Source organism: Photobacterium sanctipauli (genome assembly GCF_003026495.1).
GTDB classification, from domain to species: domain Bacteria; phylum Pseudomonadota; class Gammaproteobacteria; order Enterobacterales; family Vibrionaceae; genus Photobacterium; species Photobacterium sanctipauli.
Genome location: NZ_PYMA01000001.1, coordinates 127895 through 142705, shown reverse-complemented (window position 1 = coordinate 142705; position 14811 = coordinate 127895). Strand labels below are relative to the sequence as shown.

Annotated in this window: 15 protein-coding genes; 9 read left to right on the top strand and 6 right to left on the bottom strand. The window is 46.3% G+C overall.

All coding sequences use genetic code 11. From position 1 onward, the window contains the following. The first annotated feature begins 102 nt into the window (after positions 1–102). Positions 103–675, top strand: coding sequence for a class I SAM-dependent methyltransferase (locus C9I98_RS00645; RefSeq protein WP_036820541.1), 573 nt, complete (start codon positions 103–105; stop codon positions 673–675). A gap of 51 nt (positions 676–726) precedes the next feature. Further along, positions 727–1191, top strand: a complete 465-nt coding sequence (locus tag C9I98_RS00640) for an acyltransferase (RefSeq protein WP_036820540.1) — start codon at positions 727–729, stop codon at positions 1189–1191. Between the two features lie 18 nt (positions 1192–1209). Here the strand turns inward: C9I98_RS00640 and C9I98_RS00635 are convergent, their stop codons facing one another. Next, positions 1210–1977 carry an SDR family NAD(P)-dependent oxidoreductase gene (locus C9I98_RS00635; RefSeq protein ID WP_036820537.1) on the bottom strand — a complete coding sequence of 256 codons (768 nt, stop codon included), beginning with the start codon at positions 1975–1977 and terminating at the stop codon, positions 1210–1212. A 227-nt stretch (positions 1978–2204) separates the two neighbouring features. Here C9I98_RS00635 and C9I98_RS00630 point away from each other — a divergent pair, with 227 nt between their 5' ends. Both C9I98_RS00630 and bluB read left to right on the top strand, forming a co-directional pair. After that, on the top strand, positions 2205–2540 hold the full coding sequence (locus C9I98_RS00630; protein WP_081878909.1) for a 5-carboxymethyl-2-hydroxymuconate Delta-isomerase: 336 nt from the start codon (positions 2205–2207) through the stop codon (positions 2538–2540). Positions 2541–2648: 108 nt separating this feature from the next. After that, positions 2649–3293: a 5,6-dimethylbenzimidazole synthase gene (bluB, locus tag C9I98_RS00625; RefSeq protein ID WP_107271564.1), complete on the top strand. Its 645-nt coding sequence runs from the start codon at positions 2649–2651 to the stop codon at positions 3291–3293. A gap of 49 nt (positions 3294–3342) precedes the next feature. Here bluB and C9I98_RS00620 read toward each other — a convergent pair whose 3' ends face one another. From C9I98_RS00620 to C9I98_RS00605, 4 genes are all read right to left on the bottom strand, one after another. Beyond that, positions 3343–3630 carry a hypothetical protein gene (locus tag C9I98_RS00620; protein WP_107271437.1) on the bottom strand — a complete coding sequence of 96 codons (288 nt, stop codon included), beginning with the start codon at positions 3628–3630 and terminating at the stop codon, positions 3343–3345. Between the two features lie 191 nt (positions 3631–3821). Beyond that, positions 3822–6662 carry an FAD-binding and (Fe-S)-binding domain-containing protein gene (locus C9I98_RS00615; RefSeq protein WP_107271436.1) on the bottom strand — a complete coding sequence of 947 codons (2841 nt, stop codon included), beginning with the start codon at positions 6660–6662 and terminating at the stop codon, positions 3822–3824. Between the two features lie 83 nt (positions 6663–6745). Continuing rightward, complete coding sequence (lldD, locus tag C9I98_RS00610) at positions 6746–7885, bottom strand: FMN-dependent L-lactate dehydrogenase LldD (protein WP_036819013.1); 1140 nt, start codon at positions 7883–7885, stop codon at positions 6746–6748. Between the two features lie 167 nt (positions 7886–8052). After that, positions 8053–9744 (bottom strand): L-lactate permease, encoded by a 1692-nt coding sequence (locus C9I98_RS00605; RefSeq protein WP_036819011.1) that lies wholly within the window; start codon positions 9742–9744, stop codon positions 8053–8055. 173 nt (positions 9745–9917) lie between these two features. Here C9I98_RS00605 and C9I98_RS00600 point away from each other — a divergent pair, with 173 nt between their 5' ends. The 5 genes from C9I98_RS00600 (at position 9918) to C9I98_RS00580 (ending at position 13041) form a co-directional block, all read left to right on the top strand. After that, positions 9918–10817 carry a LysR family transcriptional regulator gene (locus C9I98_RS00600; RefSeq protein WP_107271435.1) on the top strand — a complete coding sequence of 300 codons (900 nt, stop codon included), beginning with the start codon at positions 9918–9920 and terminating at the stop codon, positions 10815–10817. A gap of 63 nt (positions 10818–10880) precedes the next feature. Then, positions 10881–11309 (top strand): GNAT family N-acetyltransferase, encoded by a 429-nt coding sequence (locus C9I98_RS00595; RefSeq protein WP_036819114.1) that lies wholly within the window; start codon positions 10881–10883, stop codon positions 11307–11309. A 25-nt stretch (positions 11310–11334) separates the two neighbouring features. Next, a complete protein-coding gene (locus C9I98_RS00590; RefSeq protein WP_036819112.1) occupies positions 11335–12126 on the top strand; it encodes a PhzF family phenazine biosynthesis protein in 792 nt (263 codons plus the stop codon). 29 nt (positions 12127–12155) lie between these two features. Then, positions 12156–12623 carry an OsmC family protein gene (locus C9I98_RS00585; protein ID WP_036819110.1) on the top strand — a complete coding sequence of 156 codons (468 nt, stop codon included), beginning with the start codon at positions 12156–12158 and terminating at the stop codon, positions 12621–12623. A gap of 97 nt (positions 12624–12720) precedes the next feature. Next, positions 12721–13041 (top strand): cupin domain-containing protein, encoded by a 321-nt coding sequence (locus C9I98_RS00580; protein WP_036819108.1) that lies wholly within the window; start codon positions 12721–12723, stop codon positions 13039–13041. On the opposite strand, the gene C9I98_RS00575 is transcribed toward C9I98_RS00580, so the two are convergent. Then, positions 13032–14522, bottom strand: coding sequence for an NAD(P)-binding protein (locus tag C9I98_RS00575; protein ID WP_107271434.1), 1491 nt, complete (start codon positions 14520–14522; stop codon positions 13032–13034). The genes C9I98_RS00580 and C9I98_RS00575 overlap by 10 nt on opposite strands. Positions 14523–14811 lie beyond the last annotated feature (289 nt).

Below are 14811 nucleotides of genomic sequence, written 5' to 3'. Positions count from 1 at the left end.
TATACTAAGGTGGCAATTAAATAGGACTATGATTGTTTTTTTATTATTTTTGGGTTGTTTCTGTAAAGGCTAAGAGAAATATTGGGAATAAGGGAGTGGACTTTGAATAAGTGGGATGATGTCGCGGAAGAGGTTAACTTCAACCTCCAAATAGCTGAAAAGGAATTTATAGACGCTGTTTCCAGTAAAGCAAAGATTTTAGACTTTGGCTGTGGTTATGGTCGAATCACTCACCAACTATTCCAATTAGGCTTTTATAATGTGCTTGGTATTGATACGTCGAAGGAGATGATCCACAGAGGTTTAAATCAATATCCCTACTTAGACTTGCGATACTTACCTGGCTCACCGTTACCTTTTGGTGATGATGAGTTTGACGTTGTGGTTACTTGCGCAGTGTTCACTTGTATCCCACACTCAGAAGCAAGAAATAAAGTATTGAGTGAACTTTATCGAGTATTAAAATCCGACGGTGTGCTTTATTTGGCGGAGTTTTGTTCTGATGAAGGTAAAACCTTTATCTCAGGTGTCGGCGTGCCGATGTGGCATGGAGCACCAAGTGAAATTGAACAAATGCTGGAAGGTTTCAAAGTAACCAACTCCACAGTGGTCGAAAACAAAACAATGACGGGCCATATAAGTAAAGCTATTCATTTATTTGCACGAAAAGTATAGAGTGGGCTGATGTCAGATTATTGGCCTTAACATTTGTATTTTGAGGGGAAAATGGCCGTACCAAGGATATTAAAAGCACAGGTTGTGGATGTGAGTTGCGGCGAGAATGTAACGATCATTGAGCCTGCGAATGTTTATGGCTGCACGCTAGATGATGATGTTTTCATAGGGCCATTTGTCGAGGTGCAAAAAAATACGGTCATCGGGGCGAGAACCAAGGTTCAATCCCATACTTTTATCTGTGAGTTTGTAAACATAGGCCAGGACTGCTTCATTGGGCACGGTGTAATGTTTGCCAATGACTTGTTTAAAGACGGTAAGCCAGACCCTAATCCAGATAGTTGGGGGAGAACGAATATTGGCGATAATGTCACTATTGGCTCAAATGTGACCATACTGTCTGTCAGAATCTGCTCGGGCACCGTGATTGGCGCGGGGAGCGTTGTAACGAAAGATATTACTGAAAAAGGCATTTACGCAGGGAATCCGGCAAAGAAATTGCGCGATTTACCTTAACTCTTGTCTGTCATTTTGCTACCAAGGGATTTCTTTACCGTCGTAGCTATAGAATGTACCAGTGTTTTCTGACGAAGAGTTATCAATCAAGTCAGCTAAGCAGGTTGCAACATATTGAGGCGTGAACAACTTCCCTTCAGGCACGTTCTTTTGAAATTGTTTGGATAGGTTGGTATCGGTAGTGCCTGGGTGAAAGGCCAACACGCAACAGTTTGGCTGCTTGTATTTCCATTCAATACTGATGGTCTTTATTGCCATATTCAGCGCCGCTTTCGAGCAGCGGTAGCTGATCCAACCTCCGATCCTATTGTCTGCTATGCTGCCAATTCTTGCTGAGAGCACGATGAAATAGGTATTTTGTTTGGCTTTTAAATGACGGGCAAAGTGCTTGGCCAGTAGGATTGAAGGTAGGGTATTGCTCAGTAGGTTTTGATTAAAAAAGTTGGGATCAAACTCGCTGACCGACTTTTCAGGATTGGCCAACTCAGAGGCTTTAGGTGCGTCGTTTACATTACTTGGTAAGCCTAGTTCTGATTGATCTTTTGCCAGTTGTAATACACCTATCGCATTGATCAATATGTCAATTGGCGGTATACGCTCGGCTAAAGTACGTATATCGGCTTCGCTCGATGCATCTAACTTGAACCAGTTAACTTGTGCATTGTTGATATGAGGCTTGTGGGTTCGATAAGTGGCATATACCGTTGTTTTTGGGCGAGAAGACAAATAATGCTCTACTAAAGCTGTGCCTATCCCCCCGTTACCTCCAATAATTAGTACCTTCAATGCGTTATAACCTCAAGTGTTGTTTTACCTCTAATCATAGACAAATGAAGTGAATACGTTGGTGAAAGCGCCTTATAAACATGGATTTATGAATAAGTGTTCGTTAGCATATCACGTCAGTGATGAGAGTTAGCTTAGAGCTGACTCAGTACTACTTGAAGAATATTGAGAGCTAATCAGTTTGATTAGTTTAGTGAAGAATCGAATGGATATGTGAAGGACTACTTTTGCCACATTGTATTATTGAACACTCATCAACGATTGATGATACCGTGTTATTGGAGCACGTTTATCAGGGGGTAGTTAGTTCGTCACTCTTTGAGCCTGATGGTAGTGATATAAAGCTGCGAACTTTATCTTATACAAACTTTCGAATAGGCACCGAGAAGTCTGAGTTTATTCATGTGACTCTAAAGATCCTGTCGGGGCGAACAGGCATTCAAAAAAGTAAGTTGTCAGCGTTGGTGTTAGATTCATTAAAATCGCTAACTCTTTCCGGTATATCCATCACGGTTGAAGTGGTTGATATAGACCGAGACAGCTATGCGAAGCATGTCGGCTGAATTCGACTTAGTATAAGCGCTGAAATTACAAAGTCTTTACCTAAGCCTATAGACAACTATGCTTGTTGATAACAAACTTGTCAGTTCTGTTGTTAGGCGAAGATGGATATGAAAGTAAGTGAAGTAGAAAGAGAGGCGCTATATAAAGTGATTTTCTCGCGTCGGGATGTACGAAAAGATTTTATTTCAACGCCTATACCAGATGATGTTATTGGACGGATCCTTCAGGCTGGCCATCATGCGCCAAGTGTCGGCTTTATGCAGCCTTGGGACTTTATTCTAGTGACTGATGATGAGACAAAAAGCACGATTAAAAAAGGCTATGAAGCCGCTCGACTTGAATCCATTAATCAGTTTGCCGAAGACAAGCAAGCGGACTACAAGCGCTTTAAGCTTGAAGGCATAATGGAAGCACCTTTGGGGATCTGTGTAACCTGCGATCGTGAAAGAAATGGCCCGGTAGTAATAGGTCGCACTATAAAACCTGAAATGGATTTGTACAGCACAGTATGCGCCATTCAGAACATGTGGTTGGCTGCTCGAGCGGAAAATATCGGTTTGGGGTGGGTGAGTATTATCCATGATGACGTTTTGCGAGAAGCGTTAGCTATTCCAGAGCATATCGATATCATCGGCTACTTGTGTCTGGGTTACGTTGAAAAGTTTAACGATAAACCAGAACTGGAAGAGTTCGGTTGGCTGGCAAGGGAAGATATCAACCACTTAATCCATAGAGGGAAGTGGTCGAAATAATCTAAATTAAATCCAATAGATATCAAATATGATATCTATTGGAGCAAGCTTATTCTTCAATGATAACTTTATTATAACTTCTTAAAGCTCGAGTCCCTTCTTCGCACGTTAAGTTGATAACATACTCGTTAGTTGCTAGTAGGTTGGCAGCTTCGGTGAGGGTCTCGACATAGACTTTATTTTCGGCGTAGTTGGTTTGGCTGCTCTTGTCTGCGGTTGGTATTTTCTTGTTAAGTACATACCGCTTATTGGCATCATGCTTGGCCGTAAACTCACGTCCGTTATTTTTCTTACCTGTGCCTACTGCCCAAATTTTAGATACTTTTGAATACTTCATAGTGACCTCGTTTTGCTATGCGAGATATACTAAGAGCTTGAAAAAGGCGTTTCAAATTTATTTTTATTGTTAAATTACAAAGGCTTACTTGTCTTTTTGTGTTGCTGTTTTTCTTTTGGTTTAAATTTTGAACAGTATTGAAGGAAAGTCCTGCCACTCAGTTTAGTGGCAGGGTATCTAACGATGCTTAATTACTTCACTGCACTAGACACTTCATCAACCAAATAAAGAATGGACTGATATGGCACCCCACTGTGGTGCGATAAGCCTATTTCGCATGTCCGGCTATTACTGAACCCGCGTTGGCAGTTATCGGGCACTTGCGCTTTTAGAGGGTGCACAGCGGCGGCATTTAATTCAGGGGTGGTGAAGCCCTTGTCACCAGCCCAACCACAGCATTGGATGTGCTCAGGCACCACCACATCCGTCGCGCATTGCTCCGCGAGTTTAAGCATATCGCCTTCCAAGCCCATACGACGTGAGCTGCATGTAATGTGTAACATGACGGTCTCTTCGACAGGAGAGATAGCGAGATGCGATAGTAGGAACTTGCTGACAAAACCGGTGGGTTCGTAAATGTCCAAAGGCTGGCTAAATTGCTCGATACTGCGTTTGGCACACGGGCTGGTATCCATCAGTATTGGGTGCTTGCCCTGTTGTGATGCCTGCCAAAGGGCATCTTCAAGCTGTTGTGCCTTAGTCTTGGCAATATTGTTCATGCCCTTGCTGTCATATGGCATCCCGCAACACTGGTCTTTGAGCAAGTCAGGGATAATGACTTCATAACCGGCTTTATCAAGCAGCGAAAGCGTTACTTCCGTTAACGGGCGTTGATCAGTGGCATCGGCTTGTTGTCCCATATTGCGGCTGGCACAAGATGGCATGTAAACCACTTTTTTCACCTGTTGCGGTTGGTAGGCTGTTAGGTCTTTTAGATCCTGTGAATTGGCCTGCGGTAACTCTGGGATCCATTGTGGTGTCGCCCCTTTAGTGAGGTTACGCATGCCATTGGTCACTTTGCCAATGCAGTTTCCTCCCAATGCTTTGACAACCAGCTGGTTAGCTTTAAGGCCAGTTCGCGCAATCGCAGTGGTGGTAGAGAAATGGTCGGCGGTCCATTTCGCTATCGGGGTAAACTTTTGGTACTTCGCCGTGCGCAGCTGTTTCACCAAGTCGCCAGTATTAATACCTACAGGACAGCGGTCGGCACATAGCCCAGTTGCTGCGCAGGTATCGAGCCCTTGGTACTCGAAGATCTTCTCTAGCTCTGTGGCTTCAACTTTCTCACCGGCAGCACGTCGGCGTTGCAGCTCACGATACAATACGATGCGTTGGCGAGGAGATAGGGTGAGGGTGCGAGAAGGGCAAACAGGCTCACAGAAACCACACTCGATACAGCGGTCTACTAACTCATCTGCTGCGGGCATGGGTTTAAGGTTTTCAATATGGGAGTGGGGATTGTCATTGATAATCACACCAGGATTTAGTAAGCCTTCTGGGTCGAACAAGACTTTGATTTTTTGCATCAAGGCATAGCCGTCTTTGCCCCATTCGAGCTCAACATACGGTGCCATGTTTCGGCCAGTGCCGTGCTCGGCTTTCAATGAGCCTTGATATTTCACTGCAACCAAATCGGCTACGTCATCCATAAATCCGCCGTAGCGCTCTATTTCACTTTGTGATTCGAAACCTTGGGTAAAGACGAAGTGCAGGTTACCTTCAAGCGCATGGCCGAAAATAATGGCTTCGCTGTATTGGTATTTATCGAACAGTGCTTGTAGGTCGCGGACGCCATTTGCCAGGTTTTCGACGGGAAAGGCCACATCCTCAATGATCACTGTGGTACCCACCTCGCGTACTGCTCCTACCGCAGGGAACATCCCCTTACGGATCCCCCAAAGGCTGGCAACGGTCGCTGGGTTTGAAGTGAAAGGCACTGACTCGATGATGGTGTAGTCAGCCAAGGCATCCATAATTTGTTCGCATTGACCGTCTAGGCCCGATTGAGAACATGCATGAGATTCAACCAATAGTGCCGCTGCTTCAAGATCTAAGGATTGGATGAATGCAGGCATACCCGGTTTATCGGCCACAGAGCGCATGGCACGGCCATCCATCAACTCAACCGCAGCCACTGGCGTTTTGGATAAGGTGGTTACCGCTTTACTGGCTTCTTCGATATCAGCAAAGACCAAGAGCGCTGAGGCTTTATGCGCATGCTCAACGACCGTGTTGTAAGTGATTTCTGCTATAAACCCGAGTGTACCTTCAGAGCCAATTATTAAGTGCTCTAGTACTTCGATAGGATCTTGGTAGTCGACCAAGGCATTGAGGGCATAGCCGGTAGTGTTTTTCAGGCGGTACTTATGGCGGATGCGTTCGGTAAGCGCTGCATTATCTGCTGTTTCTTGGCAAAGTGACTGAATGCCTTGCAGTAGCTCGGGGCGAGTTGTCTTGAATGCGTCGATACTTTCGCTACTGGCTGTATCAAGCAAGGTACCATCGCTAAAGACGATTTTCATGCTATCAACGGTACGGTATGAGTTTTGTGCTGTACCACAGCACATACCGCTGGCGTTATTGGCCGCAATGCCACCTATTTTGCAGGTATTGATGGAGGCTGGATCAGGGCCAATTTTTCGTTGGAAAGGGGCAAGGTATTTATTGGCATCGGCACCAATAACACCGGGTTGGAGAATAATCTTATTGCCGTCTTCGATAATTTGGTGCCCGCGCCAATCGTCAGTAAGGGTAATAAGCACCGAATCAGATACTGCCTGACCAGATAGGCTGGTGCCAGCCGCGCGGAAGGTAAAATGAATGCCTAGCTCACGGCAGCATTGGATGGCAAAGATCACCTCATCCAGACTCTTAAGGCGTAGAACGATTTTCGGCACCAAGCGATAAAAACTCGCATCGGTGCCGTAGGCAAGGCGCTTTGCTTCTTGGGTAATGATACGTGCTGGGTCGATACGCTCTGCAAGCATACCTTCCAATTGTTGATAAGTGGCATTGGTTATTGCATTTGCCATCTATTGCTTCCTTTTGTTGAACCGCAGGCGAAAATTGTTGGTTAATATTGTTTTTAGTGCCTGCGGTATCATTGTTGTATGGCTTAACCCATTTTTACCAGTGACTCATGGGATAAGTCAGAAATCGTTTTGGCGCCGGTAAGCGTCATAGCGACTCGCATTTCTTTTTCATACAGGTCAAGTAGGTTTTCGACCCCCTTGCCGCCTTGCGCTGCTAGTGCATAGACAAACGAGCGGCCAAGTAGGGTGCAGTCCGCACCCAGTGCTAGCATTCTCACGACATCAAGCCCCGTACGGATACCCGAGTCGACCAGAATTTTTAAGTCGCCCTTCACGGCATCGGCAATATTAGGTAGCGCCCTTGCCGTAGACAGCACACCGTCGAGCTGGCGGCCACCGTGGTTAGACACCACAATACCATCGGCACCGAAACGGACAGCATCTTTGGCGTCCTCTTCATCAAGAATACCCTTGATGATCATTGGGCCGTCCCAGAAATCGCGGATCCACTCCAGATCTTTCCAGCTGATTGAAGGGTCGAAGTTTTCACCCAGCCATCCAATATAATCTTCTAGCTTGGTTGGGGAACCTCTGTAGGTCGAAATATTGCCCAAATCGTGAGGTTTGCCCAAAAGGCCGACATCAAGTGCCCAGCTTGGATGGCGCATTGATTGGAAAATGCGGCGGAAGGCGGCGTTAGGCCCACTCATTCCAGAATGCATATCTCGATAACGAGCGCCGGGTACTGGCATATCTACGGTAAAGACGAGTGTGGTGACGCCAGCGGCTTTCGCACGCTCAAGGACGTTCTTCATAAAACCACGGTCTTTTAGTACGTATAACTGGAACCACATAGGACGATCGATGGCAGGGGCAACCTCTTCAATCGGGCATACCGATACCGTCGACATAGTAAAAGGGATCCCTTTATTCGCTGCGGCTTGTGCAGCCTGTACTTCACCGCGTCGGGCGTACATGCCAGTTAGACCAACCGGTGCGAGGGCGATTGGCAGTGCGAGCTTTTCACCAAACAATTCACTTTCCAGGCTTAGCTCAGACATGTTGTTCAATACGCGCTGACGAAGAGCGATACTTGAGAGATCGTCGGTATTGCGATCTAGCGTATGTTCGTTATACGAGCCACCATCGATGTAGTGGAAAAGGAACGGCGGTAGCTTTGACTTTGCGGCTGCACGGTAATCAGTTGAGGCTGAAATAATCATAAATCTAATCCTGGTAAGAAGTTAACTTATTGCTTTTAGTCAGTTTTTTTAGGTGGTGGCTTTTTAGTTATTGTTTTTAGGTGTTCTGATTTAGCTGCTGGGGCTAATAACCAGCATTCGGAATAGCTCTCGAATGAATCCGGTTATTAGCCCTTCTTTCATGGTTTTTACTTCATAAGGGCATCAGTGAAATGGAAGCCGTAAATAACAACCAAACCAATTACACCAGTCATGAGTAGGTAGTAGAACGTTGGGATGACCGTCTTACGCAGCGTTGCCCCTTCGCGCCCCAGCAGGCCTACTGTCGCAGAAGCTGCAACCACGTTGTGGATAGCAATCATGTTACCGGCAGCGGCACCAACCGCTTGCAGGGCGACGATAACCGCACTTGAGATAGTCAGTGTTTGTGCCACTTCAAACTGAAACTGGCTAAACATCATGTTTGATACTGTGTTCGAACCCGCGATGAACGCACCTAGGGCACCGACAGTGGCACTGAGGGCAGGGAAAGCATCGCCCACAAGGCCTGCGGCAAAGTTCGCTGTGGTTACAGGCATACTGGCCAGATCTGCACTGTTCACACCTGAGTTGATGAAGATGCGCACCATAGGGATGGTGAACACCAATACAAAGCCAGCGCCAATCAGGGTTTTACTCGATTCGCCAAAGGCTTTGGCCAGTGGTGCAACATTGCGTGACTGAAGTACAACAGCAAGCAGAGCAACGAACACCAGAATACCGCCCGGTAGGTACAGTGGCTGAATAGCTGTACTGATACCTGTTTCTCCAAGAATGTTGCTGAAAGATAGGCTAACGCTAACCAGCATGCCTTTGAAATCAGCGCTCACACGGCTAGCAACCAGAATGACCGCAAGCAGTACGTAAGGCGCCCAAGCTAAAGCCATGCTCATTGGTTTGGCTTTGCTTTCATCAAGGTTGATTTTCAGCGAACCTAACCACTCTGCTGGCCACTTGTCTTCTGCCTCGAAGTCCCATGTTGACTTAGGTACGAGGAAGCCGCGTTTGGCTGCTGAAACCACAATGGCTAAACCTACCAGCCCACCAATGAGTGACGGGAACTCGGCACCAAGGAATACACCGGTTAATGCATAAGGGATAGTAAAAGAGATACCGGCAAATAAGGCGAATGGCAGGATGTCCAGTCCTTCGGTCCAACTCTTGTTCTTGCCGAAGAAGCGGGTCAGCATCATTGCCATCAATACAGGGATGAGCGTACCCACAGAAGCATGGATCAGCGCCACACTCGACGTGATTTGTTGTAGGTATGCTTCCCAAGATGAGCCATTGGCAATCAGGGTTTCGGTGATGTTGTGGGTATCAAGGCCTTTGTTGACGCCAACAATGATTGGTGTGCCAACTGCACCAAAAGAAACCGGGGTCGATTGGATCATCATGCCCATTAATACCGCAGCAAGCGCAGGGAAGCCGATAGCCACCAGTAGCGGGGCGGCGATAGCTGCTGGGGTACCAAAACCTGATGCGCCTTCAATGAACGAGCCAAAACACCATGCAATGATGATGGCCTGAACACGGCGGTCAGGGGAAATATTGGTGAACCCGTTGCGGATAGTTGTTATCGCGCCGGTGTGTTTAAGCGTGTTGAGCAAGAAGATTGCGCCGAACACGATCCAAAGCACAGATACCGTGATCCCTAACCCTTGGAAGACGGAAGCTAATACGCGATTAGCTGACATATCCCAGAAAGTTAGTGCGATAACAACGGTAAGGCCAAAGGCGACAGGCATGGCTTTTTTTGCCGGCCAATTGAGGCCGACCAGCAAAATTGCTGCCACCACAATTGGAGAGAAAGCCACTAAGGCCAGTATTGTTTCACTCATTGGTACATCCTCGTACAGGTATTGTTCATTCATCCTTTAAAAAGGGGCTGATGAAGTTTTTCTAATTATTGTGTTTGTGATCTCGGTGTTAACAGGGTGTGAATTTACTCCTTTCATTTTTATTAATATAGGGAAATAATGAAAATGATTAATTCCAAAAATGACATAATATAATGCGTGCAGATGACTTAATTTTGTTTTCACAGGTGGTAGAACTGGGCAGTTTCAGTAAGGTTGCGGAGCAAAATAGCCTTACAAACTCAGTGGTTAGCAAAAGAATTGCGAGGTTAGAGGAGGAGATAGGCGTTCAGCTATTATATCGAACAACGCGTAAATTAACCTTGACGGAGGCAGGTAAGGCGTTAATGCATGGTGCCAAAAATGTGAAGCAAGCCACGCAGGAAGCTATGGATGCTGTTTCAGGCTTTGGTGAGAATGTTAGCGGTCATATTAAAATGTCGGTGCCGACTATTTCGGGAGACTTGATCTTAGCCGATGCTGTGGCCGAGTTTTGCAACATGCACCCGGGGCTGACGGTAGATATGTCACTCGATAACCGTTTCGTGGATCTGGTTGATGGTGGCTATGACCTGGTGATCCGGACTGGTTATCTAGAAGACTCTAGCTTGATTGCCCGCCATATCCTGGACTCTCAATGGGTGGTATGTGCCTCACCTTCTTATATCGCCCGCAACGGTAAGCCGTTAAACCCGGAAGATCTCACTCAACATAACTGTTTGAAATATGCCTATCAGACGACGGGGGCGACCGATTGGGAGTTTAAAGGCGAAGAAGGAAACTATATCGTCAAAGTCACAGGTAGCTTTTCTACGGATAATGCGACCGCGCTACGTAAGGCGGCATTAGGTGGACATGGTATTGCCTATGTTCCCCGTTGCTTGGTGTATCACGACTTTCGCAATGGCCAGCTGGTGGATATATTTCCCGAGCTTGTCGGCAAAAAGCTCGGGATTTACGCTGTGTACCCGTTTACGCGTCAGCCACCACAGAAGGTAAAGCTGCTGATTGAGCATATCAGAACTCGTTATTTAACCATTTCTCATTATTTCTAATGAGATGGATAAGCGAACACATCGCTGACGAAGTTACAAACAATGATGGAACATTAATGACAGATGGATATTGAAATAGGAAATAGCGAAGCGCTGATTACAAAATCTCAGATGATACGCCGCCAGGTATTTGTAAAGGAGCAAGCAATCCCCTTAGAGCTCGACCTTGATGGTTTAGATCAAGGCTCCTACCATGCATTGGTGACAGACCAAGATTCGCTAGTCGCGACAGCACGCCTTACCATTGACGACAGTAACCAAGCCCATATGGCAAGAGTCGCGGTATTGGCACCATACAGAGGCGCTTCGGTGGCAACTTGGGTGATAAAGGCGATGATGGCTTTTGCGCGAGAGAAAAATGTCGAGTCAATTCACATTTATGCTCATCATTATTTACGCTGTTATTATGAGAGGCTCGGCTATCAGTATATTAAAGATGCCGAGACTGTTGGGTCTCATCAGCTAATAGAAATGCATCATAGAATTAAATAACCTTCGTTAGGGAGAGAGCATCCTCATGGAATTAGAGATATTTGTCATTGATACATTTACCCAGCAGCAGTTTAAAGGTAACTCTGCTGCAGTGGTGCCGCTAAAAGAGTGGTTAGCGCCAAGTTTGATGCAGAAAATTGCATCGGAGAATAACCTCTCTGAAACGGCTTTTATTAAGCAGACTGAGCTTGGCAAGTATGAGATTCGTTGGTTTTCACCACTGACTGAAATTGACTTCTGTGGTCATGCTACATTGGCGTCTTCATTTGTGCTGTTCAACCACCTTGGTTACCAAGGAGAAATCGAATTTTCTACTTTGGAAGTTGGTACCCTAACCGTCAATCAGTTGGAAGATGGCAGGATAGAGATGAGCTTCCCTAATCAATGCCCAGAGCCTGTAGCCGAATTACCATCGCCGCTACTTGAAGGCTTATCGATAAAACCTGTGCAGGTGTTGAAGAATCGCCAAGCCTATTTTGCTGTGATGGCATCAGAGCATGAAGTGCTGGATGTCCGTTATCAGTCTGAGCAACTTAAGCAACTGGCTCCTTTTGATGTAGTGGTTACCGCGAAATCAGAGGAGTACGATTTCGTCTCTCGCTATTTTTGGCCTGCCAGCGGGGGAGATGAAGACCCGGTAACGGGCTCTATTCACTCAGGCCTTGCACCGTATTGGTCTGAAAAACTGAATAAAACAGAATTAATTGCCTATCAGGCCTCCCAGCGTGGTGGTGTTCTTTATTGCAACTTAGTGGAAGATCGGGTTGTGGTATCGGGGTTTGGTGTCATGTATCTACATGGAAAGATATTTGTTTAGTAAACGGTGAATAAATTGAGGGATGAAGGATGTCACAACACACTGCCATGATTCGTTGGAATCGAAACGAAAATGAGACGTTTAGTGATAACAAATACAGCCGTGCGCATGTTTGGGAATTTGATGGTGGGCTAACGGTGCCTGCTTCGCCATCGCCACATGTTGTGCCGATGCCGTATTCGGTCGAGCAAAATGTCGACCCAGAGGAAGCCTTTATCGCAGCGCTTTCTAGTTGTCACATGTTGGTTTTTCTTTCTATTGCGGCAAAACAGAAATATGTCATTGATGAGTACATTGATCATGCTGTTGGTTTTCTGGAGGAAGGAGACGATGGTAAATCGTCGATCACCAAGGTGATCCTTCGACCAACAATAACGTTCTCTGGTGACCGCCAACCGACATTAACGCAGCTAGAGAAAATGCACCATCTTTCCCATACCAATTGCTTTATCGCTAACTCTGTTAAGACAGAAGTGGTAACTGAAGTCATCGTATAAGCAAATTATGCATTAGACTTAGGTATTTAAAGCGATGCAGTGATATGCGTTGCTTTTATTTTACTTAACCTCGCATTTATTTAAATGAGAAGCTGAAATGACGAATAACATCTTTGCCAATATACCTAGCCAATTACCACAGGAGCTGTTTGAGGATATCGTTTCAACGGGCAGTGTTCGTATTGAGCGTATCGTTTCAAAAGGGCATACGACACCCAGTGATGAATGGTATGACCAAGAAGAGCATGAATGGGTAATGGTGTTGCAAGGAGAAGCAAAGTTGTTATTCGAAGAGGGGATGCGTGAAGTTGAGATGAAAGCGGGTGACCATATTATTATTTCAGCTCACCAACGCCATCAGGTGAGCTGGACCAAGCCAGATAGCGAAACTATCTGGCTGGCTGTATTTTATAAATGAGGGTAAGCCACCACTTTTGCCAGTGCTGCCGGGTATTGGCGCTCTTGGGTAAGGGAGATTGCTTTACTCTCGACCATTTTAGAACTAAGTGACGCCGTCACCTTGAAGCTATCCCCAAGGGTTTGAGGCAAGCCTGAATGAGTGACAAGTCCGTGTTGTACTAATTGCTCAAGAACACTGTCAGCGGCCGAAAGGGCTGAAGACGCTTTTACGATTTCGGTGCGGGCATAGTGCTTACCGTCGAAAGAGACATCTGCGGCACGAAGTGTCGGATCATCGCCTGGGATTTGTTGCGCGCCAAATAGCGGTTTGCCTCCAACGGTGGCTGTTTGGTATGCAGGCAAAAAGCGAGACATATGAGAGATAGCACGCTCCGAGCGTTGTGAAATCAGTGATTGATCCCATCCCTGCTTAATTTTCTTAATAAAGCGCTGCTCTAGCTTAGGTTGAGCACTGCAGCTGGTGGAGCCAACCAAGCCTTGCTTGAATAGCGTAATGTCTTCCGTCATGCCATGAAGTTGGAAGTAGTCATCGGCATAAGGCGTGAGCTGCGCCATGCCATCGGGCGTGCCACGTTCACCATGGAAAATCACCTCAGGCCAAATTCCATCACATTCCTGCCAATGGGTAACATAAGCGGCTTTGAACTCAACAAGGCGCGAACGCTTGAGATCGGCCATATCATCGATAGTACCGGTTTGGAAACCACACGCATTGACCAAGTAATCAACCTGACAACGGCGGGTGACATGATCACTTTTTTCATTGTCGTAGGCTTGGTATTCGATGTCCCACATCGTGTCGTCCGAGAAGCTGACATCCAGCACCTTGCTTTGGGTATTCACACGGCAGCTGGCTAACTGTTCCAGGGCAAGATTAGCCGTGGCGGCGAGTCTGAATACGCTTAAGCCATACTCTTGAACGAGTACCAGCGGGAACTTGAACTTGTCGAAATCCAAATTTTTCGCAACGGGGATCATCCAGTCATCAAGTGAGCTCGGAGATTGGGGATTTGCTTTGGTTGCCAGAGACTCAAGGGCTTCACGCTCATACAGCTTAAAGTAGTGCTCAGGTTTGCCCAGTACTTCATTTGCCGGGTCGTCATCAATCAACTGCTGGTAAACCGTTTGTAGTTGATTCAGGCGTGGCAGAATAGCATCTGGACAGCCTTTATCATGGCTCGGGATTGCAATGACAGTTGGCCGGATATTTGCGGTATGCGGAAACACGCGCAAAGTATCAATAGACTGCTTTAGCAGAGTGATGCATTGCTCATCAGAAATTTCGCGGTAAAGGTTACCCCCAGCATGCAGGTGGCAAATCGGCGGCCCATTGACCAAGCTTGTTCCTTCCTCAAAGAGTTCGACTTTAATCCCAAGCTCCGCTAATCGTAGAGCAATTGTTGAGCCGGCGATGCCACCGCCAATAATGCCGACAGTTGGCTGAGAGTGGCTGTCTGGGTTTAAGCCATGCGCTTTCATAAGTGTTTCGGGCCGCTATAAAACAATATTTGATAATGCTTTGCATTCTACTGTTCATTCACGGTATTTGAAACCGCATTTCGGTGAATTTTTTTGTTACGAAAAGAGTCAATTATTCGCCACTAACCCTTACAAAACGTGGGTTTGATGCATTTTGTACAGACCGTGCACTGTTCTGCTGTTATGATGTGCTAGGAATGGATCCTTACTACAAAAACGTATAAGCCAAGGTTATTAGGAATAACTTAGGTATATCGGATTCATTTGTCACAAGCTTGATTGGGGAAAT